We start from the raw sequence: 24,961 nt of genomic DNA on the forward strand, positions 1-24,961 counted from the left end.
CCAGGTTCCGCTGCTGGAGTGAGGCGGATCAGGGCAGCTGCGTCAGCAGCTCGCCGATCTCGACGCGCCGGCCCGTGTAGAACGGCACCTCCTCGCGCACGTGGCGCCTGGTCTCCGAGCCGCGGAGGTGGCGCATCAGGTCGACGATCCGGGACAGGTCGTCGGCCTCGAAGGCGAGGATCCACTCGTAGTCACCCAGCGCGAACGACGGCACCGTGTTGGCCCGTACGTCGGGGTAGTCGCGAGCCATCTGGCCGTGCTCGGCCAGCAGCGCACGCCGCTCCCCCTCCGGGAGCAGGTACCACTCGTAGGACCGGATGAAGGGGTACACCGCCACGTAGTCGTGCGAGCGCTCCTCGGCGAGGAAGGCCGGCAGGTGCGAGCGGTTGAACTCGGCCGGCCGGTGCAGCGCCATCTGGGACCACACGGGAGTGAGCCGCTGGCCGAAGGCGGTGCGGCGCAAGCGGTGGTAGGCGCGCTGCAGCTTGTCCGAGGAGTCCGCATGCAGCCACACCATCAGGTCCGCGTCCGCCCGCAGTCCGGCGACGTCGTAGAGGCCGCGCAGCACCACGTCGTCGGCTGCGAGCTCGGCCACCAGCGCCTCGACCTCGGCGGTCTCCTCCTCGCGGACGCCCGCCTCGGCGTCGGCGAAGGGCTCGTCGAGCGCGAAGACGGACCACATCGTGTAGCGGATCGCGGCGTTGAGCTCGTTGATCTTCGCGGCGTTGGTCTTGAGGTGGGCCTGCGGGTCGGCTGTCTGCGGCGTGCTCATGCCTCTATTGTGCGGGGCTCACCCGCGGCACGCGGAGGCGGTCCGGGCCAAGGCCGCCAGCCCGGCGATCCGGGGCAGTGGACGCGGATCTGCGGCGAGACCCCACAGCCCGTCCGCCGACCGGTAGCGCCCCTCCAGCTCGCCCGTCGCGAGAGCGCTGACGAAGGCGCGCAGGCCCGCCAGGAGCCGGTCGACGTCCTCGCTGCCGTTGCCCAGGCCGACGCTGGCCCGCAGCGCACCCTCCACGAGACCGAGCCGCGTCACCAGCGGGTGCGCGCAGAACTTGCCGTCCCGCACGCCGATGCCGTGTTCGGCCGAGAGGTACGTCGCCACCAGCCCGGCGTCGGCCCCCGCCACCGTGAAGGTGACCACGCCGACCGGCTCCGCGGCGTCCTCCCACAGGGCCGCGGTGCTGACCTCCGGGATCGCGCCGAGGCCCTCGACCAGCCGCTCGCGCAGCACCCGCTCGTGGTGCTCCCATGCGACCGGGTCGAGCGCTGCCAGGGCCTCACAGGCCGAGGCGATGGCGAGAGCGCCGATCAGGTTCGGCGTGCCGCCCTCGTGTCGGGCCGGGGCGGGTGACCAGGTGGCTCCCTCGACGGTGACACGCTGGACCGAGCCTCCCCCGGCCAGGTACGCCGGCGCGTCGTCGAGCCAGTCGCGCCGCCCGATCAGGGCTCCGGCGCCGTACGGGGCGTAGAGCTTGTGGCCGGAGAACGCCACGTAGTCGACGCCGGTCGCCGTCAGCGAGAAGCGCCGGTGCGGCAACAGCTGGGCGCCGTCGAGGAGGACCCGCGCACCGTGCTCGTGGGCGAGCGCGACGACCCGGTCGATCGGCAGGCTCTCGCCGGTGACGTTGGAGGCACCGGTGATCGCGAGCAGGGCGTGCCGGCTGCCGACCAGCTCGGCCTCGAGGGCGGCCAGCGTCCGCGCCACCGTCGACTCACCCGTCACCACCGTGACGCCATGCGGCGACCGCTGCCAGGGCAGCAGGTTGGCGTGGTGCTCGATGTCGAGGACGAGCGTGCGCCCGGGGACGGCGGAGGCGAGCAGGTTGACCGCGTCGGTGGTGTTCCGGGTGATCACCGCGATGTCGTCCTCGCGAGCGTCGACGAAGGTGGCGATGGTGTGGCGCGCCTCCTCGTAGAGCGCGGTGGAGACCTGGGAGAGGTAGCCGGCACCGCGGTGGACGCTGGAGTACCACGGCGTGACCTCGGCGACCCGGGCCGCCACGCTGGCCAGCGCCGGGGTGCTGGCGGCGCCGTCGAGGTTGGCGTAGCGCACCCAGCGACCGTCGAGCAGCGGCACGCGCGTCTCGTCGGCCGCCAGCGGCAGCAGCGCCTCGATGTTCGCGTCGGCGGCGGGGAGGACGGGGCCCGAAGGGGTGGACAGGGACATGGACGATCACCTCGTGTTGTTCGCGCTTGCCCGACGTCGCGTCGACGTGGGCCTGGTCGTCACCCGGAGCACCCCACCGCGAAGGAGGGTTGCCCGCCAGCTAGCCGGGGCTTGTCGCTGGCAGTCGTGACCTGCGGGAGAGTCTAGGGCGAGGGGCGGGCGGATCGTCGAGTTGGTCTACCGACATATGAGACAAAGACGCTCAGTCGCGGGTGAGGCCGGCCGCAGCCCGCTGGGCCGAGCCGATCACGGCGGGGATCCCGACGCCGTCGTAGGCAGCGCCACAGACGGCGAGCCGGCGGGTACCGGGGACGCTCTCGACGGCGGCCCTCACCCGCTCGACCAGCTCGCGATGTCCCACGGCGTACTGCGGCAGTCCGTCGACCCAGCGCTGCACGTGCACGTCGACCGGCACCGCCGTCACGCCCGCGATCCTCGCCAGGTCCCGGCGCGATGCGGCGACCAGCTCGGCGTCGTCCGCGTCGATGGTCTCGCCCGCCCGGCCCAGCGAGGTGCGCAGCAGGAGCAGGTCCCCCGCGGCCCGGCCGGCCTCGCGCACCCAGTCCCACTTGGCGAAGGAGAAGGTCGCCGCCTTGATCGCCGTCGGCTCCACCGGCGGCACCAGGAAGCCGGAGCGGTCGTCGCCGAGATCGAGCTCGCCGGCCTCGAAGGCGAGGGTCACCACGGCGCTGGTCGCCGACTCGATGCCGTCGAGCAGCTGGGCCGCCTCGGGCGCGAGGGAGCGCACCAGCCGCGCTGTCGCGGCAGCGGGCGTGGCGAGCACGATCGCGTCCGCGTCGAGATCGTCGAGGGAGCGCACCGGCGAGGAGAGCCGTACGTCGAGGCCTTCCGCGAGCAGCTCCGGCAGCCGTCCCATCCCACCCGCCACGCCGGCGAAGACCGGCGCGGAGGAGACCGGCGCCGCCACGGCCTGGGGGGTGAGCGGGCCGCGGGCGAGCATGGTCAGCAGCTGCGGCACGGCGGCCCGCGTGGAGATCCGGCGGGCGTTGCCGGCGTACACGCCTCCCAGCAGCGGCTCCACGAGCCGATCGGTGAGCTCGTCGCCGTACCGCTCGGCGACCAGGTCGCCGACCGAGACGTCCCTGGTCGGCGACACGACCGGGAGTCCGGCCTCTTCCCGCACGCGAGCCATGCCCGCCTCGCTGAGGATGCCGGATGCGGCCAACCCGTCGAGGTCGGTCGGGACGCCCATGATGGAGCGCGGCATCGGCCGCAGCGCGCCTCGCGACAGGATCCGGGAGGCGGCACGGGTCGGGTGCACCACGGGCAGGCCGAGGGAGGCCGCCAGGGCGAGGCCCTCCGGCCGCCGGGCCAGCATCGCCTCGGCGCCGACGTCGACACCGACCCCGGCGACGCTCTCCACGCGCAACTTGCCCCCGACCCGGTCCGAGGCCTCGAGCACACTCACCTCGTGGCCGGCGACGGCCAGCTCGCGGGCGGCAGCCAGACCGCCGATCCCTGCTCCCACGACGATGACGCGCACCGCTCGAGTTTCGCAGGTAGGACCCGACGGGGTCGCGGCCGGGTGCTGACCGCGACCCCTCGGGCGTCGTGGGGGGTCAGCCGGCGAGGCGGCCGAAGCCGGAGCGGTGGAAGACCAGCGGCTGGCCGGCCGCGTGCTCGGCCGCATGGAGCTGCAGCAGCACGATGACGTGGTCGCCCGCCTCCACCTCGCGGTAGATCGTGCAATCGAAGCGGGCCAGGCCCTCGTCGAGGGTGAGCGCGCCGTCGCCGGAGACCGAGACGGCGATGCCGTCGAACCGCTCGTCCGGCTCCCCCGCGAGCTGGCGGCACACGTCACCGTGGTGCTCGGCCAGGATCGTCACGCCGACATGGGTGGCGCGGCGCAGGTCGGGCCAGGTCTTCGACGTCCGCGCGATCGAGAACGAGACCAGCGGCGGGTCCAGGCTGACCGACGTGAACGACGACGCCGCCAGGCCGACCGGCCGGCCGTCGACGACGGCCGCCACCGCCACCACACCGGTCGGGAAGACGCCGAACGCCTGCCGCAGCGCGATCGGGTCGAGGTCCTGGTTGGTGGTCAGGGCCGACAAGGTGCTCATGTGTGTCCTCTCGGGACCGGAGTCTTTGATCAGATTCTCCATAAGTTTACTCGACATACGACGCAATCCCGCCACGACCGTCCCCCGTGGACACCGGCGTCATCTCCCGCCTCGTGCGACGCACCGCTCGATCGTCCAGCTCGCGCCCCAGCGTCTCGGGGAGCGCCCGCATGCAGGCGAGGCTGATGATCGCGAGCAGCACGTTGTACGCCGCCACGAACCACAGGCTCCGGTCGCCGGAGAGCTCGACGAGCCAGGCCGCGATCAGGGGGGTGAACCCCGAGGCGAGCACGCCGGAGACCTGGTAGAGCGCGTTGAGCGCGGAGAACCGGTAGCGGGTGTCGAACAGCTCGCTCCAGAAGGCCGCCAGCGGCCCGTAGACAGTGCCGTACACGAGGCCCAGGCCGCCGATGAAGGCGGCAGAGATGGCCCGGAGGTCGCCGGACTGCACCATCGCCGCCACCGGGAAGGCGATCAGCAGGCCGAAGCCCGCACCGATGCTGTAGATCCGGCGTCGGCCGAAGCGGTCGCTGAGCGCACCCGAGACCACCGTCAGGACCACCCCGAGCAGGGCTCCGACCATGATCGCGTTCAGGACAGACGACCTCTTCACCCCGAGGTCGTTGACCGCATAGGTGAGCAGATAGACCGAGTAGAGGTTGTAGGTGAAGCCCTCGATCAGTCGCGTGCCCATCCCCAGCAGGAGCGTCCGCGGCTGCGCCCGGATCACCTCGGCGATCGGCAGCCTGCTGACCTGCTGGTGCGCCTGCACCTGCTGGAAGACCGGTGTCTCCATGATGGAGAGCCGGATCCACGAGCCGATCGCCAGCAGCACGATGCTGAGCAGGAAGCAGACCCGCCAACCCCAGTCCAAGAAGGCCTGGTCGGGCAGCCGGCTGGCCAGGGCGAAGGCACCCGAGGCCAGGAACAGCCCGCCGGGGACACCGATGTGGGCGAAGCTGCCGTAGAGCCCCCGACGGCCGCGGGGTGCGAACTCGGTGGCCAGCAGCACCGCGCCGCCGTACTCGCCGCCGACACCCACGCCCTGCAGGATCCGCAAGGCCACCAGCGCGACCGGCGCGAGCACGCCGATCGAGTCGTACGTCGGCAGCAGCCCGACCAGTGCCGTGCCGAACCCCATGATCACCAGCGTCCAGATCAGCATGGCCTTGCGGCCGATGCGATCGCCGAAGTGGCCGAAGATCAGGCCACCGACGGGACGGGCCAGGAAGCCGACGGCGAAGGTGCCGAACGAGGCGAAGGTGGCGGCCGACCCGGAGAGACCGTTGAAGTAGAGCTTGTTGAAGACCAGTCCTGCGGCGGTGCCGTAGAGGAAGAAGTCGTACCACTCGATGGTGCAGCCGACGGCGGCCGCCAGCGCCACTCGGCGCGGGGACGCCGGCCGTGCGGGCGCGCTCACGACGGGGCCCCGAAGTGCGCCCCGAAGGGCACCGCGGCGCGCCCGACGACGGGGTTCGGGTGCGACCAGCGCCCACGTCGCGCCAGCTCGGGCAGGACGCCCTCGCCGAACCAGTACGACTCCTCCAGGTGCGGGTAGCCGGAGAGGATGAACTCGTCGATGCCGATCGCGGCGTACTGCTCGATGAGGTCGGCGATCTCGGCATGGCTGCCCACCATCGCCGTGCCCGCTCCACCCCGGACCAGGCCGACACCGGCCCACAGGTTGGGGTGGATCTCGAGGCCGTCCTTGGACCCGGCGTTGAGCTCGAGCATGCGACGCTGCCCCTCGGACTCGCTGCGCATCAGGCCCGACCGCACCCGCTCGATGTCCTCGGGCGAGATCTGGGCCAGCAGCCGGTCCGCCTCGGCCCAGGCGGCGTCCGAGGTGTCTCGGGCGATGGTGTGCAGCCGGATGCCGAACCGGAGCTCGCGACCGACGTCCGCGGCCCGCTTGCGGACCCGCTCCAGCTTCTCCTCCACCGCTGCCGGGGGCTCGCCCCAGGTGAGGTAGACGTCGGCGTACCGGGCGGCGACATCCAGGGCCGCCGGCGAGGAGCCGCCGAAGTAGATCTCGGGCCGCGGGTCGGGGATCTGGGAGAGGGTGGCGTGGTCGAGCTGATAGTGCTTGCCGCTGTAGCTGAGCGTCTCTCCGCGCCACAGCGCGGTGACAGCCTCCAGGAACTCCGCGCACCGCTCGTAGCGGGCGTCCTTGTCGAGGAAGTCGCCGTACATCCGCTGCTCGGCGCTCTCCCCACCGGTCACGACGTTGAGCAGCAGCCGGCCGTTGGTCAGGTTCTGGAAGGTGCCGGCCATCTGGGCGGCCAGGAACGGCGCGATCAGGCCGGGCCGGAACGCCACCAGGAACTTCAACCGCTCCGAGACCGAGCTGAGCATCGCGGTGGTCAGCCAGGCGTCCTCGCACCACGCACCGGTGGGCGTCAGCGCCGCCTCGAAGCCGAGCTGCTCGGCACTGCGCGCGACCTGCCCCAGGTAGGGCACCGACGCGGGCCGGCCGTGCAGGCCGTCTCCGGCGCTGACGCCATGGCCGCCGCCCACCACCGATCGGCCGTCGCCGCCGTTGGTCGGCAGGAACCAGTGGAACCTCAGGTCGTTCATGTCATTCCTCCCTCTCGAGCGCTCAGAGCTGGCCGTGCCGCGGCCGCGGCGTGCCGGCGGCGGCCCTCGCACCGGTCGGCGCCACCGGTGCGGTCACGTGATCCATCCTTCGTTGGAAAAACGAGTGGATTACTAGAGAATGGCACAGGGTCGCCGACCGGCGGAGAGGTCCGACGCTCGGCATCGCCGACCGGGTGATCGGCAGGGCCTTTCATGACGCCTGGAGGAGAGAGGTACGCCGGCATGCGCATCGAGCAGCTCGAGTACATCGCGGCAGTGACACAGCTCGGGTCGCTCCGGCGCGCGAGCGAGCACCTGCACGTCTCTCAGCCGGCCTTGAGCGAGGCCGTCAGCAAGCTGGAGCGGGAGCTCGGCGTGGCGCTGCTCGACCGGCGCCGCTCCGGAGCGCGGATCAGCCGCGCCGGACGGGATCTCCTGCCCCGGATCGAGGAGGTGCTGCAGGCGGTCGACGCGTTGCGCACCGCCGCCGGGGACCAGCGCACGGCCGCCCGCGCCGTCCGGCTCGGCACCGTCAACACCGCCACCTCGCAACTGCTCTTCCCGAGCCTGCGCAGCCTGCAGCAGAGTCACCCCGAGGCAACCGTCGAGGTCCTCGACATGCTCCAGGCCGAGATCGAGGCCGGCCTGGCGGAGGGCACGCTGGATCTGGGCCTGGTCAACGTCCTGCCCGGCGACGACCTGCCGATCAGCGTGCAGGCCACGCCCCTGCTGACCGGCCGCCCTGTCGTCGTCCTTCCCGCCTGGCACCCGTACGCCGCTCAGCCGGAGGTCAGCGTCGAGGACCTGCGCCGCGAGCCGTTCATCCTGATGCGCTCGGGCTACGTGATGCACCGGCTGGCGCACCGGCTCTTCGGCGAGAGGCTACCGCCGAGCTGCCGCACCACCGACGGCGCCGAGATGGGCAAGCTGATGGTGTCCGAGGGGCTCGGGCTGACGCTCCTGCCCGCGTTCAGCGTGACCGGCGACCCGCTCGAGCGGGCGGGCGCGATCGTGGCGCGCCCGATCGTCGGTGCCGGTGATGCCGCTGCGGCGATCACCCTGCTGCTGGTGGAGCGCCGCGATCCGCATCCCTCCGAGCAGGTCGCCGCCCTGGTCGACACGCTCACGCAGCGAGCGCGCACCTGGACCGAGCAGGTCAGCGTCCGGACCCGGTGACGGCGGCCCGTGCGGGCCGGGCTCAGGCGGACTGCACGAACTCGGTCAGCCGTTTGAGCTGGTCGGGGTCGGTGGCGGGGATCACCCCGTGGCCGAGATTGAAGATGTGCCCCTTGGCCCGACGGCCCGCCTCGATCACCTCGGCCGCCCGGGCGAGCATCACCTCGGTCGGGGCGAACACCAGCGTCGGGTCGAGGTTGCCCTGGACCCCGCGGTCGGGACCGATCCGGTCGATCGCCCAGTCCAGCGGCGTACGCCAGTCCACACCCACGACGTCCGCGCCGGCAGCACCCATCTGGTCGAGCAGCAACGCGCTGTTCACCCCGAAGTGGATGCGCGGGACGCCGAGCGCACCGGCCCGCTCCAGCACGTGCGCGGAGTAGGGCCGCACGTAGTCGCGGTAGTCGTCGGGAGCGAGCGCGCCGGCCCAGGAGTCGAAGAGCTGTACGGCGGAGGCGCCCGCACGCACCTGCGCCTCGAGGAAGGCCGCCGAGATGCCGGCGACCTTGGTCATCAGCGCCTGCCAGATCTCCGGCGCACCGAACATCAGCGCCTTGGTCTTCGCGTACTCCTTCGACGGGCCGCCCTCCACCAGGTAGGAGGAGACGGTGAACGGCGCGCCGGCGAAGCCGATCAGCGGCGTACCGCCGAGCTCACCGACGAGGGTGCGGACCGCCGCGGTGACGAAGGGCACGTGCTCGGGCGTGAGGTCCGGGATGGCCTCGACGTCGGCGAGGGTCCGCACCGGGTGGGCGATGACGGGGCCGACGCCGGGCTTGATCTCCAGGTCGACGCCGACCGCCTTGAGCGGGAGCACGATGTCGGAGTAGAAGATGGCCGCGTCGACGCCGTACCGGCGGACCGGCTGGAGCGTGATCTCGGTGATGAGGTCGGCGTCCATGCACGAGTCGAGCATCGCGATGCCCTCGCGCACCCGCAGGTACTCCGGCAGCGACCGGCCCGCCTGTCGCATGAACCAGACCGGCGTGTGCTGGGGCGTCTCGCCGCGGGCCGCCTTGAGGAAGGCGGAGTCGGCCAGGCGAGGGTCAGCGGTGCCGGTGGTCGCGGGGGTCACGCTGCGATCGTCGCACCAGGACCGGCGTGTTCGCACATCCGTGCGAGTCCTGGGACCTACGCTGAGCGCATGGTCGTTCGGGAGGAGGCACGCCCGGGTACGGGCTCCGCCGTGCCTGACGTGTTCCGTGCTGCCGTGGCGTCGATGCACGCGGCCGTCCTGCGCCCGGAGATCTTCTGCGAGGAGATGCCCGCGCCGCAGCGGATCGCGCCGTACGCGAGTGCTCTGTCGGCGGACGTGACGGTCGACACCGGCGCCAACGAGCCGGCGGACCTCGGCACCGGCCGGCTGATCCTGCTGCACGACCCCGAGGGCAACGAGGCGTGGGGTGGGGGCACCTTCCGCTGCGTGCTCTACACCCGCGCGGAGGTCGAGGTCGACCTGATCAGCGATCCGATGCTCGGCGAGGTGGGCTGGTCCTGGCTGACCGAGGCGCTGGAGTCCCACGAGGCCGACTACCTGGCCGCCTCCGGTTCGGTGACCCGGGTCGCGACGGAGAGCTTCGGTGGCATGGCCGAGGAGGCGGCGACCGCGCAGGTGGAGATCCGGGCGTCGTGGACGCCCCGCGCCGACGAGAACGGGTACGTCGACGTCCGGCCGCACGTCGAGGCATGGGCCGAGCTGATGTGCACCGCCGTGGGCCTGCCGCCCGTCCCCGAAGGGGTAGCGGTGATCCCGAGCCGGCGTGGGCAGCGAGGGCCTGCGTGACGGAGAAGGCGGAACCGACGCCGGACGGCACCACCGACAGCAGCGCCGAGAGCACCACCGATGCCGGGGCAGGGACCGGGACCGGCGAGGAGCAGGACGCCGCTGCGCAGTCGCCGCTGCTGACTCTGCGCGACGGCCTGCCTGCTGTCACCGACACCGACGCCGGCCTGCTCGAGGCCGCCGCCGCGATCGCCGCCGGCACCGGCCCGGTCGGCGTCGACGCCGAGCGTGCCTCCGGGTACCGCTACAGCAACCGCGCCTACCTCATCCAGCTGCGTCGGGAGGGCTCGGGCACCTGGCTCATCGACCCGATCGGTCTGACCACCCTCGAGCCGTTGGCCGAGGCGCTGGCCGGGACGGAGTGGATCCTGCACGCCGCCACCCAGGACCTGCCCTGCCTGGCCGAGGTGGGGCTTCGACCTTCGGCCCTGTTCGACACCGAGCTGGCCGGCCGCCTGCTGGGCTATCCGCGCGTGGGTCTGGCCACGCTGGTGGAGACGGTGCTCGGCTTCCACCTGCTCAAGGAGCACTCGGCGGCCGACTGGTCGACCCGGCCGCTTCCGGCCTCCTGGCTGGAGTACGCGGCCCTGGACGTCGAGGTGCTGGTCGAGCTGCGCGCGGCGCTCCTCGACCAGCTCGAGGCCGCCGGCAAGGCGGAGTGGGCACGCCAGGAGTTCGAGGCCGAGCGGTCCTTCGAGCCGACCCCGCGGACCGAGGCCTGGCGCCGCACCTCCGGGATGCACCGCATCCGCGGCCGGCGCGAGCTGGCACTGGTCCGGGCGCTGTGGGAGACCCGCGACGAGATCGCCCAGCAGCGCGACGTCACGCCGGGCCGGATCATTCCCGACGCCGCCATCGTGGCGGCGGCGGCCGCGGCTCCCACCGACCGCGCCACCCTGCTGGGCACGAAGGGCTTCCACGGCCGTGGCGCGGAGCGCTACTCCTCGCGGTGGATCGCCGCCATCAAGGCGGCGCTCGCGCTCAGCGACGAGGAGCTCCCCGCCCGCAACCCCCGCGGCGACAACTCGCCCCCGCCGCCGCGCGCGTGGGCGGAGAAGGACCCGGTCGCCGCCCGCCGGCTGACCCTGGCCCGTGACGCTATCGCGCAGCTGGCCGAGGAGAAGAGCGTCCCCCTGGAGAACCTGCTCACTCCCGACTACCTGCGCCGGGTGATGTGGACGCCGCCGGCGACCCGTGACCCGGGCACGCTGCTCGACGAGATGGCCACCCAACTCTCGACGTACGGCGCCCGCGGGTGGCAGATCGCGCTCACGGCGCCGCTGCTGGTCGACGCGGTGCTCGGGGCCGAGCGGGACTAGCGTCGTTCGACCCGCGAGGGTCGCGCCCGGCTCAGGAGCCGCCCGACCCCGTCGCCGTCGCGGACGCCGAAGGGCTCGGGCTGAGCGAGGCGTTGAGCGCCTCGAAGATCGGCTTGCTGGTGGCGTCGATCTGCGCCGTGGTGCCGCCGACGTCCGCGGCCGGCTTGAGCAGCTGCGCGACCAGCCCACCCACCTGGCCGTCGAGCGTCACGAGGGTCGCGGACGGGATCGGCAGGATGTGCATCGAGCGCGTGTTGTTCACGAAGACCTTCGCGTGCAGAGGCTGCTGGGTCGGCTGCAGGAAGTCGTCCGACATCGCGACCTCGGTGTTGACCGGGACGATGAAGCCCGACTGGGCGACCAGCGACACCGCCGGCTTGGAGACCAGGTAGGCCAGCAGGTCGGCGGCCGCCTGGGTCTGCTTGGTGTGCGCGCTCAGGCACAGGCCGCTGTAGTCGCCGATCGTGGTCGTGCCGGAGACCGACGGCAGCGAGATGACGTCCCAGTGCAGGCCTGGCTGCTTGCGCAGCTCGGGCACCAGCGAGCGGTCACCGACGAGCATGCCGAGCTTGCCCCGCTCGAACCACTGCAGCGGGGAGTGCTTCTTCAGCTGCTTCGCGCTCAGCATGGCGCCGTGGCCGCTGAGCACGGGCAGGAGCTGGTCCCAGGTGCTCTGGTTGCTGGGGTCGGAGAACGCCAGCGAGGTCGGCTTCGACTCGTCGTCGACGACCTTGCCCTTGCCGGAGTAGAGGTACGGCGCGAGCCCCTCCACCGACGTCGGCAGCGAGAGGGCCCGCTCGCCCGTCGCCGGTCGCGACGCCCACTCCACGGCCGCCGCGAAGGTGGGCACGGTCCAGCGACCGCTGTCGAGGTTGCCCGGCGTGGCCAGGCCCTCGGCCTTCATGGTCGTGAAGTCGATGAGGTCGGTGTTGTAGTAGATCACCTGCGGGGTCGCGGCGTACGGCATGCAGGTCAGGTGCCGGTCGGCCGAGAAGGCCTCCAGCGCCTCGCGCGAGTAGGCGTCACCGAGGTCGACGTTGCGCGCGGCGAGCAGCTCGTCGACCGGGGAGATGAGCTTGTCCTGCTCCAGCACGTCCAGGTCACCGCGACCGGCGAGGAAGACGTCGGGTGCCGGCTTGCCGGCGGCGAGATCGGTCATCATGGCGGCGGCGGTCGGCCAGGTCTCGAGGGTGAGGGTCACCGACTGCTGGGCGGCGTCGTAGTTGTCGACGGCCTGCTTGTAAGCGGCGATCTCGTCGGCGGTTCCGTAGAACCCGACGGTCAAGGCCGTCGGCTCGGCGCTGGCAGTGGCCGAGGGCCGCGGGGCGTGACTCCGCTTGGCGGGGTGGTCGCCCCCGCCACACCCACTGAGGACGAGCGCTCCGATCACCGCGATCGCGCCAGCGACCGTCCGCACCGACCTCAACCCGAGCCTCCCCTTCGCCATCCGCTACGGCCGGTTCACTGTAGCGGGCCGACCTGAGCGGAGCCTGTCGGCGAGGACGTGGGGATGGTCACCACGACGATGATGAACACGCCGGACCGGGAGCGCCTCACGGCGCGTGGCCGCTCGCAGCGGCTTATTTTGGGACCCGGGGCTGCCACGGCCCGACGTGCTCGTTGTCCATTTTAACGGCTCCTCCCCAACGATGCGCACTTCTGCACCGGCTCGTTCGATCAGTGCAGGTCAGCGCGGCAGATCCCGGCGAGCGACTCAGTGCAGCCGGCCCTCGAGCTCGAGATGACCGGCCGCCTCGAGCTGCTCGGAGAGCACCAGGGTGTGACGCACCTCGACCGGATCGTGCTCCAGCGCGGCCCGGCCGGTCGCGATCACCCGGGCGAAGGCTGCCGCCCGCAGCAGGACGTCGGCGAAGTCGCTCGTGGCGATACCGCGCAGCACCTGGTCGACCAGGGCCTTCAGCTCCTCGGGCCCGGGCGGCTCGGCCACGCCCGCGACCACCCGCGCGACCGGCGCCCCGCGGCGCCCGACGTCGAACTGCCGCGCCAGCTCGTGCGGCTCGCCGTACACCCAGCTGCGCAGCAGGAACAGCCGCCACAGGCACCCTGCCAGCGAGTCGGCGGGCGAGCCCGACCACACCTCGGCGATGGTCTCGATTCCTTCGGTGTCCGCCAGGTGCAGCAGCCGTTCGGCGACAGCCGGATCGTCGCTGGTGCGGGCGCCTCGCACCAGCAGCGTCGCGGCGCGGTCGGCGGCCTCGCGGACCTGGATCGGGTCGACGCCACCGGCGACGGCCTCGAGGAACCGGTCGCCCGGCTTCATCGGGCGGTGATGGGGTCGGTCGGAGCTCACCCCAGCATTTTACGAATGCGCTGGTCACTGACCGTCTGGGCGGTGCCCAGGTGCTGCGCCCACAGCTGCACCCGGTACTCCTCCAGCATCCACCGCACCTGGCGCAGCCGCTCCCCCGGCGGCCGCCCGGGCGGCAGCGCCGCGATCTGGTGCAGGTAGTGCTCCTGCAGGTCGCTGATCCGATCCTGCAGCTGGCGGTCGGCGTTGACCCCCTTGTTGGGCCCGGCCGCGTCGAGCTTGCGACGGCGCTCCACGATCGCGGCCAGGTAGGTCGGGTAGCGCCGCAGCTGGGTCACGCCGGCCGCACGGATGAAGCCTCCCCCGGATCCGGTCGAGCCCATCAGCCTGCCGAGCTGGTCCCTCATGTCGGTCAGCGCCGGCAGCTGGTACATGTCGGCACGGCCGCTGAGCTCCTTGTCCGTCTCCCGCCAGGCGGCCAGGGCCCGGAGGGCGTCGCCCAGCACGGCCGCGACCGCGGCCTCGTGCTCGGCAGGCGTGCCGAGGGCCGCGCGGAGCTCGTCGAAGGCCTCCCGGGTCATGGCGCGCGGCCGCGCGTCGACCACCTGCTGCACCACCGCCGCCCGGCAGTCCTCGACCAGCGCCTGGGTGGTCGCGTACGGCGTGGAGGCCAGCGCCAGCTTGTCCTGCAGCGACAGCGCGTCGATCACCCGCCTGGTCGGGTCGGCGGTGCCGAGCAGGAGCAGTCGCGTCGTACCGAGCCGGTGTCGCGCCTCGGCCTCCTCCAGGGAGCCGCAGACGACGACACCCGCGGCCGCGCCCTCGTCCTGCAGGGCGGGGTAGACGGTGACCTCGTGCCCGGCCCGCTTCTCGGTGACGGTGGCCGGCAGGTCGCCGAGCACCCAGTCGGTCAGGCCGGTGCGAGTCAGGCCGGCGTCCGCTGCGACCTCGGCGATCGCCTGCCGGAACTCGCCGGCCAGGGGCGCCTTCAGCGCGGCCAGGTCCTTGCCGCGGGCCCGCTCACGGCCCGCCTCGTCCACGACGCGGTACGTCGGACGCAGGTGTTCGGGGACCCTGGCCCAGTCCCACGCCTCGCGCGGGATGTGCACCCCGGCCGTCGCCCGTCCCCAGCGCTCCAGGGCGTCCAGCAGCGGCTCCTCCCCCGGCGGCGTCTCGGCGAGGAACTGGCGGGCCCTGTCGGGCGCCGGCACGAAGCTGGTACGCAGGGCCTTGGGAAGGCTGCGGATCAGCGCCGTGACCAGCTCCTCGCGCAACCCCGGGACGTTCCAGGAGAAGTCGTCGTCGCCGACCCGATTCAGGGTGGCGACCGGGACGTCGATCGTCAGGCCGTCCTCGGCCGAGCCGGGCTCGAAGTGGTAGCCGAGGGAGAACGTCAGCGGCCCCGACTCCCAGGTGGTGGGGAACTCCTCGGCGGAGACCTCCACCTCCCGGGTGAGCATGTCGAGGTCGAAGGTGAGCAGGCTCTTGTCGCGCTGCTGCTTCCACCAGCGGTCGAAGTGCGCCCCGCTGACGATGTTCTCGGGCAGCCGGGCGTCGTAGAAGTCGAAGAGGGTCTGCTCGTCGACGACGATGTCGCGTCGCCGGGCGCGGTGCTCGAGCTCGCGCGCCTCGTCCAGCAACGCCGCGTTCTCGCGCAGGAAGCGGTGGTGGCCCGAGGGCCCGGCGCCGTGCCACTCGCCGTAGACCAGCGCGTGCCGGATGAACAGCTCGCGCGCGAGCTCCTGGTCGATCCGGCCGTAGTTGACCAGACGGTCCGCCACGAGCGGCACGCCGTACAGCGTCACCCGCTCGCGCGCCATCACGGCGGCTCGCTTGCGCGACCAGTGCGGCTCGGAGTAGGTCCGCTTGACCAGGTCGCCGGCCAGCCGCTCGGCCCACTCGGGCTTGATCTCGGCGTTCTGCCGGGCCCACAGCCGGGAGGTCTCGACCAGTTCGCCGGCCATCACGAACTGCGGGTTCTTCCGGTGCAGGACGCTGCCGGGGAAGATCGCGAACCGGGTGTTGCGCGCGCCCAGGTACTCCCGCTGCGGTCGGCGGGCCGGGCGAGCTGCGCCCGCCTTCGCGCCCTGAGCGGGTCGCGCCGGCTCGCGTTCCTCGAGCAGCCCGATGTGGCTCAGCAGACCCGAGAGCAGCGCCTGGTGGATGCCGTCCGCGTCCGGGGCGTCGGCGGGCTGCCCGAGCTGGATCCCCATCTCCTTGGCGACCTGGCGCAGCTGCGACTCGAACTCCTGCCACTCCCGCACCCGCAGGTAGTTGAGGAACTCGCGTCGGCACATCCGGCGGAAGGCGCTGGAGGAGAGCTCGCGCTGCTGCTCGCGCAGGTAGCGCCACAGCTGGAGCCAGGTCAGGAAGTCACTGCGCTCGTGCTTGAACCGGGCGTGCAGCTGGTCGGCCTGGGCCTGCTCCTGGGGGTGGTCCTGGCCCGGCCGCTCGCGCGGATCCTGGAGGCTGAGCGCGGCGGCGATCACGATCACCTCGCGGACGCAGCCGAGCCGCTCGGCCTCCAGCACCATCCGGGCCAGCCGCGGATCGATCGGCAGCCGCGCGAGCCGCCTGCCCACCTGCGTGAGTCGCGGATGGCGCCGCGCGGAGTCGGGCTTCGCGCGGTCCTGCTGGGCAGGTCCGAGCGCGCCGAGCTCCTCCAGGAGCTGTACGCCGGCGGCGACGTTGCGACCGTCCGGCGGCTCCACGAAGGGGAACCGGGCGATCTCGCCCAGCCCCAACGAGGCCATCTGCAAGATGACCGAGGCCAGGTTGGTGCGCAGGATCTCCGGGTCGGTGAACTCGGGGCGGCCCTCGAAGTCCTCCTCGGAGTAGAGCCGGATCGCGATGCCTGCCTCGACCCGACCGCACCGGCCGCTGCGCTGGTTGGCGCTGGCCTGCGAGATCGGCTCGATCGGCAGCCGCTGCACCTTGCTGCGGGCCGAGTAGCGGCTGATCCGCGCCACCCCGGTGTCCACGACGTACCTGATCCCTGGCACCGTCAGCGAGGTCTCGGCCACGTTCGTGGCGAGGACGACCCGCCGCCCCGGGTGTGGCTGGAAGACCCGGTGCTGCTCGGCCGCGGAGAGGCGGGAGTAGAGCGGCACGACCTCGACGCCCCCGCCGCGGGTCGAGCGGGTCAGGTCGGCCAGGGCGTCGGCGGTGTCGCGGATCTCGCGCTCCCCGGGCAGGAAGACCAGGATGTCACCCGGCCCCTCCGCCGAGAGCTCCTTGACCGCGTCCACGATCGCCTCGGTCTGGTCCCGGACGACGGGCTCGCCCTCGCCATCGTCCGGGTCGTCCGACGCGCCCAGCTCGTCGGGCAGCGCCATCAGCGGCCGGTAGCGCACCTCGACGGGATAGGTGCGACCGGAGACCTCGATGATCGGCGCGGGCTCGCCCGTCCGGGGGTCGGCGAAGTGCTCCGCGAACCGCTGGGTGTCGATGGTCGCCGAGGTGACGATCACCTTGAGGTCGGGCCGGCGGGGCAGCAGCCGCTTGAGGTAGCCCAGCAGGAAGTCGATGTTGAGCGAGCGCTCGTGCGCCTCGTCGATGATGATCGTGTCGTAGCGCTTGAGGTCGCGGTCGCGCTGCAGCTCCGCGAGCAGGATGCCGTCGGTCATCAGCTTGATCCGGCTCGCCGCCGAGGTGCGGTCGGTGAAGCGGACCTGGTAGCCCACGACGTCGCCGAGCTCGGTGCCGAGCTCCTCGGCGATCCGCTCCGCCACCGAGCGCGCCGCGATCCGACGCGGCTGGGTGTGCCCGATCAGACCGCCGTGGGGGCGGCCCGCGCCACGCCCCAGCTCGAGGCAGATCTTCGGCAGCTGGGTGGTCTTCCCGGAGCCGGTCTCGCCGGCCACGATGACGACCTGGTGGTCGCTGATGGCGGCCGCGATGTCCTCGCGTCGCTCGCTGACCGGAAGCTGCGGCGGGTAGGTGATCTCCATGTCGGGATCCATTCTCCCCGACTGCACCACCGGGTTCTGCGGCCCTCCGGTCGAGCCGTCACCTTCCACGGGTCGAGCCGTCACCTTCCGCGGGTCGAGCCGTCACCTTCCGCGGGTCGAATGGTCATGGCGTGACGCCGACCAGCGCCGGCAGCGACCCGGCGAGCAGCTGCACCACCTGCTCGCGGCCGACCCCGCCGGGATCCGCGACCCAGGAGAGCACCAGCTCCTCGGCGAAGGCCGCCCAGGCCCGGACCAGCAGCCGAGCCGCCGCGGTGTCAGGCAGCAGGCCGGTCTCGTCCTCCACGAAGATGCGGTCGGTCAGCGCCGCGCGGGCCTCGTCGTACACCTCCCGCAGGGTGGGGTCCGAGGCGGCGCCGCGCACCAGCGACAGGTAGCCCTCGTGGTTCTCCTCCACCCAGTCCAGATAGGCGGTCATCGAGCACAGCAGCCGCTCCAGCGGCTCGCCCGTGCTGGGGGGCGCGGTCTTCGCGAGCAGGTCGGCCGCTGCCCTGCGCACCACCGCCTCGCGGAAGCCGAGCTTGTCACCGAAGTAGTGGTAGAGCAGCCCGCGCGAGATGCCTGCCTCCTGGGCCATGGCGTCCACGGAGAGCTCGTCCAGCGAGCGCCGCGCGAAGAGCCGTACGCCGAGGTCGAGCAGCTGCTCGCGTCGCTGCGCGGGCGACAACCGGATCCGGGAGGCCATGCGAAAGAGTCTATTGACATCTGTTCAATAAGCAACCTACCGTCGGGTACATGAGTGAGATCGAGGTCGACCACCTGGTCATCGGGGCCGGTTTCGCCGGGTTGTGCGCGGCGATCAAGCTGGACGAGAGCGGCGAGCGCGACTTCGTCGTGGTCGAGAAGGACAGCGACGTCGGGGGCACCTGGCACATCAACACCTACCCGGGCGCGGAGTGCGACGTGCCGAGCCAGCTCTACAGCTACTCCTTCGCGCTGAACCCGGACTGGTCGAAGGTCTACTCCCCCCAGCAGGAGATCTGGGAGTACACCAAGCGGGTGGCCGAGCGCGCCGGCGTGCTCGACCGGTTCGTGCTCGGCACCGCCGTGGACGACGCCCACTGGGACGCCGGCCGGCAGCGCTGGCTCGTGAACACCAGCGCGGTCGGGAGCGGGGCGCGCACGACGTACGCCGCCCGGACGGTGATCGCCGGCAGCGGCGGCCTCTCCGAGCCGAGCCTGCCCGACATCGAGGGCATCGAGTCCTTCGCCGGCGCCACCTTCCACAGCGCCCGCTGGAACCACGATGTCGACCTGACCGGCAAGCGGGTGGCGGTGATCGGCACCGGCGCCTCGGCGATCCAACTCGTCCCGGAGGTCGCCAAGGTGGCCGGCCGGCTCGACGTCTACCAGCGCACCCCGAACTGGATCATCCCGCGCAACGAGCGCCACTTCAGCACGCTGGAGAAGACGTTGTTCCGGCATGTTCCGGGCGTCCAGCGCGCGGTGCGCGCCGGCGTCTACGCGATGCTCGAAGCGCGCGTGCCCGCCTTCACCCGCTTCCCGAGGGCGATGGCGGCGGTCGAGGCCCAGGTCAAGCGCAACATCGCCCAGGGCATCTCCGACCCGGAGCTGCGGGCGAAGGTCACCCCCACCTACCGCGCCGGATGCAAGCGGATCCTGGTCTCCAACAAGTGGTACCCGGCACTGGACCGGGACAACGTGGAGCTGATCACCGACGGCATCGCGCGGGTCACGCCCACCGGGATCGTGACCGCCGACGGGACCGAGCGCGAGGTCGACGTCCTGGTCATCGCGACCGGCTTCCACGTCACCGACCCGCCGATCGCCCAGCACCTGACCGGGCGCGAGGGGCGCACCCTGGCCGATGTGTGGGCCAAGACCGGGATGCGCGCCTACAAGGGGACGACCATCCACGGCTTCCCCAACCTGTTCCAGCTCGTCGGTCCCAACACAGCGCTGGGACACAGCTCGATGATCTTCATCATCGAGTCGCAGGTGCGCTACGTCGTCGACGCCGTCACCACGATGCGGCGCCAGGAGTGGGCGACCGTCGAGCCGACCCTCGCTGCCCAGGAGCAGTGGAGCGCTGCCGTCCAGCGCCGGATGCGGCGCACGGTGTGGACGACCGGCGGCTGCGCGAGCTGGTATCTGGACCAGTTCGGTCACAACACCACCCTGTGGCCCGGTCAGACCTTCACCTTCCGCCGGCGCCTCGCCCGCTTCGATCCCGAGCAGTACGACGTCACAGCACTCAGCAGCGTGTCCGACGACAAGGGCACGCCGACCGCCAAGGAGGCAGTCTCCGCATGAAGAACTTCAAGGACAAGGTCGTCGTCATCACCGGTGCCGGCTCCGGCATCGGCCGAGCGCTCGCCCTCGACTTCGCGGGCCGCGGCGCCCGGCTCGCGCTCTCCGACATCAACGAGGCCGGCCTCGCCCAGACGGTGGAGGCGGTCAAGGCCGCCGACGCCGAGGTCCGCTCGGACCGGCTCGACGTCGCCGACCGGGCAGCGTTCGAGGCGTACGCCGCCGAGATCGTGGCGCACTTCGGCGTGGTCAACGTGGTGATCAACAACGCCGGCGTCGCCCTGGCCGGCGATCTGGTCGACCTCGAGTGGGAGGACATCGACTGGATCCTGGGCATCAACTTCTACGGCGTGCTGCACGGCACCAAGTTCTTCCTGCCGGCCCTGATCGAGTCCGGCGACGCCCACCTGGTGAACATCTCCTCGCTCTTCGGGCTGGTCTCCATGCCCGGCCAATCGATGTACAACGCCGCCAAGTACGCCGTGCGCGGCATGACCGAGGCACTGCGCGAGGAGATGCTGATCGCCCGGACCGGGGTGGGCGTCACGGCCGTCCATCCCGGCGGGATCAAGACAGCGATCGCGCGCTCGGCCCGCACCTCGGCCAAGGAGGACCAGGAGGCCACCGCTCGGTTCTTCGACGAGAAGCTGGCTAAGACCACCCCCGAGAAGGCCGCTCAGGTGATCATCCGCGGCATCGAGAGGAAGCAGGCTCGCGTGCTGGTCGGCCTGGACGCGCACGCCATCCACAACTTCGGCAAGTTCACCGGCTCGCGCTACCAGGACCTGATCGCGCTGGGCGCGCGCAAGGTGATGCCGCCGAAGCGTTGAGGCGGCATCGCCGGGGCGGTCCTGGCGGAACGGCTGTCGGATGAGCCGTCTGGCCGGCCATCTCGTCCAGGACTACCCCAGCGCCGGCAGCGCGTCCGTCGCCTCGTACTGCCCCATCCCGGTCAGCTGCAGCAGGTCGACCAGCACCGAGCGCAGCTGCAGCAGCACACCCTCGGCGTTGATGACCTCCGAGCGCGGGACCCGTCCGGTGGCCTCGCCGATGGCCAGCAGCTCCGGCTGCACGGCGAGTGCCATCCGGTTCGCCCGCAGCTCGGTGACGATCTGGTCGGTGGCCAGCGCGAGTCGCAGGGCGAGCTCGGCGTACTCCTCGGGCACCGGCTGGCCACGGTAGGCGGCCACCGCGACCTGCCGGACCAGCACGCGGGTCGAGCGCAGCGCCCGGTCGAGCGGCTCGACCAGCTCGCTCATCGCCCGGAGGTTGGCGCGGTGCCGGACCCGGAACGGGCTCGAGGCGACGACGGACATGCCCTCGTCCGCCGCCGCCTGCAGCTCGCGCACGAGCGGGTCGGTGCTGCGCGCCTCGGCCAGCACCGCCATGCCGTGCACGGCGTCCGCCTCGCGCATCACCTCCGCCGCCGCCCGCAGCAGGGTGGAGATCTTGGCGACCACCACCGCCGCCTGCTCCCGCGGACGGCGCAGCGGCGCGGCCGGCACGATCGTCGCTGCGACCAGCGCCACCCCGCCGCCGACGAGCGCATCGGTCCACCGGGTCCAGGCGGTGCCCGAGCTCGGCACGAGCGCTGTGACGAAGATGCCCTGCACCGCCGCCTGGTTGACGAAGAGCTGGCCGCCGTTGACGAACAGTGCGATGGACATGCCCAGCGCGACGATCAGCATGATCTGCAGCGGGCCGGTGCCCAGCCACGCGACGAGCAGGTCGCCGAGCAGGACGCCGAGCGCGACGCCGAGCGTGACCTCCGCGACCCGGCGCAACCGCTGGCCGTAGGAGGTGCCGAGCGAGACGATCGCCGCCACGCCCGCGAACACCGGCGCCTTGTGGTGCAGCAGCTCGTGCGCCAGCAACCAGGCGACACCGGCCGCGATGGCACACTGCGCCACCTGCCAGCGCCGCGCCTTCCAGCGCGCCAGACCCCGCCGCCACGCCGCGCGCGCCTCCTCACCGCGCAGCCGCATCCCGCTCCTCCAGTCCCCCACCGACGGTCTCGGCCACGGCACGCAGCCGGGCGCGGGTGATCTCGGCGACGGTCGCCAGGCCGGCCCGCTCGGCGTTCGAGCCGACGCGGGTGGGCTCGGCGTGGTTGACCGACAGGCACGTACGCCGCCCGCCGTCCGCGAGGTTCTGCAGCGCCACGGCGTGACCGGTGGTCCCGGAGCCGGCGAAGAAGTCGAGCACCCGCGCGTCGGCGGGCATGGTGCCCAGGACACGACGCAGCAGGCCGGTGGGCTTCGGCGACTCGAAGACGTGCCCGACCAGCGACTTCAGCTCGGCCACCGCGGTGTCGGTGGACCCCACCTCGGCGGCTGTCCAGATGGTGCGCAGCTTCTTGCGCCGCGGCGTCCCCTCGCCACCGGTCACGTCGAGCCAGTCGCGCTGGAAGACGTCGATCCGCTCCCCCAGCCTGCCGAGGAGCTGTCGACAGACCAGGTCCTCGGTCCGGGCCGCGACCAGCGGCGCGCTCCAGCGCCACACCGCCGGGGAGCCGTCGCCGAAGACCGGCTTGATCTCGACAGCGCCCTCGAACGGCGCCACGTCGACCCGACCCGAGACGGGGTCGCCCCACAGTGGGTAGTGCAGCGTCGGCGCGGTGACCGGGTTGAACTTCTTGTTGGTGTTGCGCAGTGGCAGCCGCCGGTAGCGGCGGCCGTCCTCGGCGACGAGGCGGAAGTCGGCCTCGTCCACCAGGTCGGGCGAGGAGGCGTCCAGCACGCAGGTGCGCGCGTCGAGGGCGTAGACCAGCAGGTACTCGTGCGAGGTGGCGAAGCCCTTGCCGAGCTGACGACCCTTGGCATTGAGGTTCACCACCACCTGCGCCAGGAAGTTGGCCTCGCCGTACACCTCGTCCAGCAGCAGCCGCAGGTAGGCGACCTCGTTGTCGTCGATCGAGACGTAGAGCGCCGATCCGGGCGCCATCACGGCACGGGCAGCCTCCAGCCGGGGGCGCATCATCGCCACCCACGCCTCGTGCCTGCCCTTGCGCCGCCCGTCGGCGCCGCGCAGGTCGTCGCTGTAGGAGAAGGCGCTGCCGGTGTTGTAGGGCGGGTCGATGTAGACGAGGTCGAACGTCTCGCCCGCCTCGGCGAGCCCGCGCAGCACGTCGAGGTTGTCGCCTTCGATGAAGGTGTTCCACGGCCGCACATGCCGAACCCTATGCGGCCGGGCCGTGCCGGCGTTGCGACGCACCGGCATAGTGAGGACATGGGTAGGTGGACCCGTTCGACGCCGACGCTGATGCTCGCCTCGCTCGTGTTCACGGTGGGCATCCTGCTGGTCGTTCCGACGGCGGTCGGCCAGCAGTTCCGGGGGTTGATCCACTTCCGTCAGCCCAGCCGGATCCTGCCGGCGGTACCGCTGCCGGCCGAGCACGGCCCCTACGCGTTCGAGCAGACCCAGCCCGGGAGCGACGATCCGGTCACGTACAACCCGTGCAAGCGGATCGAGTACGTCGTGAACCCGGCCGGCGGACCGCCCGACGCGCTCGCCTTCATCTCCGCGGCGGTGGCCACCGTCAGTCGGGCATCGGGACTGGCCTTCCAGGACGACGGCACCACCGCGGACACCGACTTCGAGCACCGCAGTGCCGGTGATCCGGTGCTGATCGGCTTCGTCGAGCCGGGCGAGATCAAGGGCATGAGCGTGGAGAGCGGTCACATCGGCCTGGGCGGCAGCACGGCGTACGACGTCGGCTTCGGCCACCGGGCCTATCGCACGGGCATGGTGGCGCTGCGCTCGGACTGGTTCGACACCGGCGAGGTGAGCCGGGCCGAGAAGCAGGCGGTGGTCATGCACGAGCTGGGCCACGTGCTCGGTCTGGACCACGTCAAGGACCCGCACCAGCTGATGGCGGCCGAGAACACCGGCCTGACCACGCTCGGGCCGGGTGACCGCGAGGGGCTCGCACTGCTCGGGCGCGGCGCCTGCCGGTGACCACTCGACCGGCGATAGGTGACCACTGGAGCCGCGGTAGGTGACGTCTGGGGCGTGCGGTCTGGGAGGGTGAGGCATGCCCCGCTTCAGCCGTGCCGAGCTCGAGTCGTTCCGCGACGCCCGCGTGCCCGATCTCCTCCCGCACCCCGGTCAGGACCTCAGACTGCTCTTCGTCGGCATCAACCCCGGGCTGTGGACAGCCGCGACGCAGACGCATTTCGCGCACCCGGTCAACCGGTTCTATCCGGCGCTGCTGGCGGCCGGCGTCATCACGCGTCCGATCGACCCCGCTGCCGGGATGAGCGAGAAGGACCGCGAGCACCTGCGCGGTCGCGGGATCGGCATCTCCAACCTCGCCCACCGCGCCACCGCCCGTGCCGACGAGCTGAGCAAGGAGGAGCTGCGTGCCGGGGCCGAGGTCCTCACCGCCCTGGTCATCGAGCGCCGGCCCCGGGTGGTGGCGGTCGCCGGGATCACGGCGTACCGGACGGCCTTCGGCCTGCCGAAGGCGATCCTCGGCCGCCAGCCGACGACCCTCGGCGAGGCCGAGCTGTGGGTGGTGCCCAACCCGAGCGGCCTCAACGCCCACGAGACGGTCGCCTCGCTCGCCCAGGCGTACGGCGCCGCAGCCCGCGCGGCCGGCGTGATCAGCTGACCGACGCCAGCACGCCGAAGGCGACCATCCGGTTGTCGGTGTGGAACAGCTCGCTGCAGGTGGTGAGCGTGAGCAGGCGCTGTCCGGCCCGCTGGGCCGGCTCCACGCCGCCCTCGGGGTTGGTCGGCAGCGCCGCCGTGACCCAGGTCGAGGTGAACGGCACCACCAGCGCGTCCCCAGCGCTGGTGAGTCGGTAGGTGTAGGTGGCGGCCCTGGTCTGCACGATCACCCGGTCGCCGACCCTCAGGTCCGGCATCCGGCGCAGCGGCTCGCCGTGGGTGATGCGGTGCGCCGCGAGCGCGTAGTTGCCGACCTGGCCGGGACCGACGGCGCCGCTGAAGTGCCCGAAGCCGGTGGCCAGGACCGCATCGGAGGTGCCCTCCAGCACCGGCACCGCGTAGGACGCGCCGAAGCGCGGGATCCGGATGATGGCGTCGGCGTCGCCCCAGCGGGTGCGCACCGATCCGTCCCCGTCGTGCCAGGCCTGACGGAGCGCGCCGACCGCCTGGTCGCGGTGCCGGTGGCTGACCCAGGTCGTGCCCCAGAACTCCCACGCCACGTAGCCCAGCAGCGCGAGCCCCGCCGCTACCAGCGCCAGTCCGGGCCAGAGCAGCAGCCGGCGACGTCTTCCCACGGCACCATCCTCGCCGACCCGTCCCCCGCCGACCGCAAGGGCTCGCTGGAGCACGACGGGGGCGTGGCCCGCAGACCACGCCCCCGCCGGTGCCT

At 72.2% G+C, this 24,961-nt stretch carries 21 protein-coding genes and 1 riboswitch; of the genes, 7 read left to right on the forward strand and 14 right to left on the reverse strand.

Translation table 11 applies throughout. The annotated features are described in order from the left end of the window. Positions 1-28: 28 nt before the first annotated feature. From hemQ to P5P86_RS17815, 6 genes are all read right to left on the reverse strand, one after another. A complete protein-coding gene (hemQ, locus tag P5P86_RS17790; protein WP_280608780.1) occupies positions 29-772 on the reverse strand; it encodes a hydrogen peroxide-dependent heme synthase in 744 nt (247 codons plus the stop codon). An 18-nt stretch (positions 773-790) separates the two neighbouring features. After that, the gene (locus P5P86_RS17795) at positions 791-2,170 is read right to left on the reverse strand and encodes an aminotransferase class V-fold PLP-dependent enzyme (protein WP_280608781.1); all 1,380 of its coding nucleotides are present in this window, start codon (positions 2,168-2,170) and stop codon (positions 791-793) included. 17 nt (positions 2,171-2,187) lie between these two features. Beyond that, a riboswitch (SAM riboswitch) is annotated at positions 2,188-2,302 on the reverse strand. 70 nt (positions 2,303-2,372) lie between these two features. Then, positions 2,373-3,674, reverse strand: a complete 1,302-nt coding sequence (locus P5P86_RS17800; RefSeq protein ID WP_280608782.1) for an FAD-dependent oxidoreductase — start codon at positions 3,672-3,674, stop codon at positions 2,373-2,375. Positions 3,675-3,750: 76 nt separating this feature from the next. Further along, positions 3,751-4,254: a flavin reductase family protein gene (locus tag P5P86_RS17805; protein ID WP_280608783.1), complete on the reverse strand. Its 504-nt coding sequence runs from the start codon at positions 4,252-4,254 to the stop codon at positions 3,751-3,753. A gap of 46 nt (positions 4,255-4,300) precedes the next feature. Then, positions 4,301-5,674: an MFS transporter gene (locus P5P86_RS17810; RefSeq protein ID WP_280608784.1), complete on the reverse strand. Its 1,374-nt coding sequence runs from the start codon at positions 5,672-5,674 to the stop codon at positions 4,301-4,303. Further along, the gene (locus P5P86_RS17815; RefSeq protein WP_280608785.1) at positions 5,671-6,831 is read right to left on the reverse strand and encodes an LLM class flavin-dependent oxidoreductase; all 1,161 of its coding nucleotides are present in this window, start codon (positions 6,829-6,831) and stop codon (positions 5,671-5,673) included. The genes P5P86_RS17810 and P5P86_RS17815 overlap by 4 nt, the downstream gene beginning before the upstream one ends. Positions 6,832-7,074: 243 nt before the next feature. Between P5P86_RS17815 and P5P86_RS17820 the strand changes: the two genes are divergently transcribed. Then, the gene (locus P5P86_RS17820; RefSeq protein ID WP_280608786.1) at positions 7,075-8,007 is read left to right on the forward strand and encodes a LysR family transcriptional regulator; all 933 of its coding nucleotides are present in this window, start codon (positions 7,075-7,077) and stop codon (positions 8,005-8,007) included. Between the two features lie 22 nt (positions 8,008-8,029). Here the strand turns inward: P5P86_RS17820 and hemE are convergent, their stop codons facing one another. After that, positions 8,030-9,046, reverse strand: a complete 1,017-nt coding sequence (hemE, locus tag P5P86_RS17825) for a uroporphyrinogen decarboxylase (RefSeq protein ID WP_446724946.1) — start codon at positions 9,044-9,046, stop codon at positions 8,030-8,032. 105 nt (positions 9,047-9,151) lie between these two features. On the opposite strand from hemE, the gene P5P86_RS17830 reads away from it, so the two are divergent. Both P5P86_RS17830 and P5P86_RS17835 read left to right on the forward strand, forming a co-directional pair. Beyond that, on the forward strand, positions 9,152-9,790 hold the full coding sequence (locus P5P86_RS17830) for a DUF3000 domain-containing protein (RefSeq protein ID WP_280608788.1): 639 nt from the start codon (positions 9,152-9,154) through the stop codon (positions 9,788-9,790). Further along, positions 9,787-11,109 carry an HRDC domain-containing protein gene (locus P5P86_RS17835; RefSeq protein WP_280608789.1) on the forward strand — a complete coding sequence of 441 codons (1,323 nt, stop codon included), beginning with the start codon at positions 9,787-9,789 and terminating at the stop codon, positions 11,107-11,109. The genes P5P86_RS17830 and P5P86_RS17835 overlap by 4 nt, the downstream gene beginning before the upstream one ends. A 31-nt stretch (positions 11,110-11,140) precedes the next feature. On the opposite strand, the gene P5P86_RS17840 is transcribed toward P5P86_RS17835, so the two are convergent. From P5P86_RS17840 to P5P86_RS17855, 4 genes are all read right to left on the reverse strand, one after another. After that, on the reverse strand, positions 11,141-12,526 hold the full coding sequence (locus P5P86_RS17840; RefSeq protein ID WP_280608790.1) for an ABC transporter substrate-binding protein: 1,386 nt from the start codon (positions 12,524-12,526) through the stop codon (positions 11,141-11,143). Positions 12,527-12,823: 297 nt separating this feature from the next. Continuing rightward, positions 12,824-13,420 (reverse strand): hypothetical protein, encoded by a 597-nt coding sequence (locus P5P86_RS17845; protein ID WP_280608791.1) that lies wholly within the window; start codon positions 13,418-13,420, stop codon positions 12,824-12,826. Further along, positions 13,417-17,328, reverse strand: a complete 3,912-nt coding sequence (gene hrpA, locus P5P86_RS17850) for an ATP-dependent RNA helicase HrpA (protein WP_280608792.1) — start codon at positions 17,326-17,328, stop codon at positions 13,417-13,419. The genes P5P86_RS17845 and hrpA overlap by 4 nt, the downstream gene beginning before the upstream one ends. 124 nt (positions 17,329-17,452) lie before the next feature. Continuing rightward, complete coding sequence (locus tag P5P86_RS17855) at positions 17,453-18,034, reverse strand: TetR/AcrR family transcriptional regulator (protein WP_280608793.1); 582 nt, start codon at positions 18,032-18,034, stop codon at positions 17,453-17,455. Positions 18,035-18,084: 50 nt separating this feature from the next. On the opposite strand from P5P86_RS17855, the gene P5P86_RS17860 reads away from it, so the two are divergent. Next, a complete protein-coding gene (locus tag P5P86_RS17860; RefSeq protein ID WP_280608794.1) occupies positions 18,085-19,623 on the forward strand; it encodes a flavin-containing monooxygenase in 1,539 nt (512 codons plus the stop codon). Beyond that, a complete protein-coding gene (locus P5P86_RS17865) occupies positions 19,620-20,450 on the forward strand; it encodes an SDR family NAD(P)-dependent oxidoreductase (protein WP_280608795.1) in 831 nt (276 codons plus the stop codon). Before P5P86_RS17860 ends, P5P86_RS17865 begins: the two co-directional genes overlap by 4 nt. Before the next feature lie 72 nt (positions 20,451-20,522). Here the strand turns inward: P5P86_RS17865 and P5P86_RS17870 are convergent, their stop codons facing one another. Both P5P86_RS17870 and P5P86_RS17875 read right to left on the reverse strand, forming a co-directional pair. Beyond that, positions 20,523-21,605, reverse strand: a complete 1,083-nt coding sequence (locus P5P86_RS17870) for an FUSC family protein (protein WP_280608796.1) — start codon at positions 21,603-21,605, stop codon at positions 20,523-20,525. Continuing rightward, positions 21,589-22,788, reverse strand: coding sequence for a site-specific DNA-methyltransferase (locus tag P5P86_RS17875; protein WP_280608797.1), 1,200 nt, complete (start codon positions 22,786-22,788; stop codon positions 21,589-21,591). Before P5P86_RS17875 ends, P5P86_RS17870 begins: the two co-directional genes overlap by 17 nt. A gap of 60 nt (positions 22,789-22,848) precedes the next feature. Between P5P86_RS17875 and P5P86_RS17880 the strand changes: the two genes are divergently transcribed. Together P5P86_RS17880 and P5P86_RS17885 are read left to right on the forward strand one after the other, a co-directional pair. Then, the gene (locus P5P86_RS17880) at positions 22,849-23,577 is read left to right on the forward strand and encodes a matrixin family metalloprotease (RefSeq protein ID WP_280608798.1); all 729 of its coding nucleotides are present in this window, start codon (positions 22,849-22,851) and stop codon (positions 23,575-23,577) included. Positions 23,578-23,653: 76 nt separating this feature from the next. Then, entirely contained in the window at positions 23,654-24,232 is a 579-nt protein-coding gene (locus P5P86_RS17885; RefSeq protein ID WP_280608799.1) for a mismatch-specific DNA-glycosylase, read from the forward strand. Here P5P86_RS17885 and P5P86_RS17890 read toward each other — a convergent pair. After that, the gene (locus P5P86_RS17890) at positions 24,225-24,866 is read right to left on the reverse strand and encodes a class E sortase (protein WP_280608800.1); all 642 of its coding nucleotides are present in this window, start codon (positions 24,864-24,866) and stop codon (positions 24,225-24,227) included. The genes P5P86_RS17885 and P5P86_RS17890 overlap by 8 nt on opposite strands. Between the last annotated feature and the right edge of the window lie 95 nt (positions 24,867-24,961).

Source organism: Nocardioides sp. BP30, assembly GCF_029873215.1.
In the GTDB taxonomy this organism is placed as follows: domain Bacteria; phylum Actinomycetota; class Actinomycetes; order Propionibacteriales; family Nocardioidaceae; genus Nocardioides.

Coding starts and splice junctions, on each gene's coding strand:
- P5P86_RS17855 (WP_280608793.1), bottom strand. CDS start 18,034: ATGGCCTCCCGGATCCGGTTGTCGCCCGCGCAGCGACGCGAGCAGCTG.
- P5P86_RS17885 (WP_280608799.1), top strand. CDS start 23,654: ATGCCCCGCTTCAGCCGTGCCGAGCTCGAGTCGTTCCGCGACGCCCGC.
- hrpA (WP_280608792.1), bottom strand. CDS start 17,328: ATGGAGATCACCTACCCGCCGCAGCTTCCGGTCAGCGAGCGACGCGAG.
- P5P86_RS17820 (WP_280608786.1), top strand. CDS start 7,075: ATGCGCATCGAGCAGCTCGAGTACATCGCGGCAGTGACACAGCTCGGG.
- hemQ (WP_280608780.1), bottom strand. CDS start 772: ATGAGCACGCCGCAGACAGCCGACCCGCAGGCCCACCTCAAGACCAAC.
- P5P86_RS17880 (WP_280608798.1), top strand. CDS start 22,849: ATGGGTAGGTGGACCCGTTCGACGCCGACGCTGATGCTCGCCTCGCTC.
- P5P86_RS17870 (WP_280608796.1), bottom strand. CDS start 21,605: ATGCGGCTGCGCGGTGAGGAGGCGCGCGCGGCGTGGCGGCGGGGTCTG.
- P5P86_RS17860 (WP_280608794.1), top strand. CDS start 18,085: ATGAGTGAGATCGAGGTCGACCACCTGGTCATCGGGGCCGGTTTCGCC.
- P5P86_RS17795 (WP_280608781.1), bottom strand. CDS start 2,170: ATGTCCCTGTCCACCCCTTCGGGCCCCGTCCTCCCCGCCGCCGACGCG.
- P5P86_RS17865 (WP_280608795.1), top strand. CDS start 19,620: ATGAAGAACTTCAAGGACAAGGTCGTCGTCATCACCGGTGCCGGCTCC.
- P5P86_RS17815 (WP_280608785.1), bottom strand. CDS start 6,831: ATGAACGACCTGAGGTTCCACTGGTTCCTGCCGACCAACGGCGGCGAC.
- P5P86_RS17805 (WP_280608783.1), bottom strand. CDS start 4,254: ATGAGCACCTTGTCGGCCCTGACCACCAACCAGGACCTCGACCCGATC.
- P5P86_RS17830 (WP_280608788.1), top strand. CDS start 9,152: ATGGTCGTTCGGGAGGAGGCACGCCCGGGTACGGGCTCCGCCGTGCCT.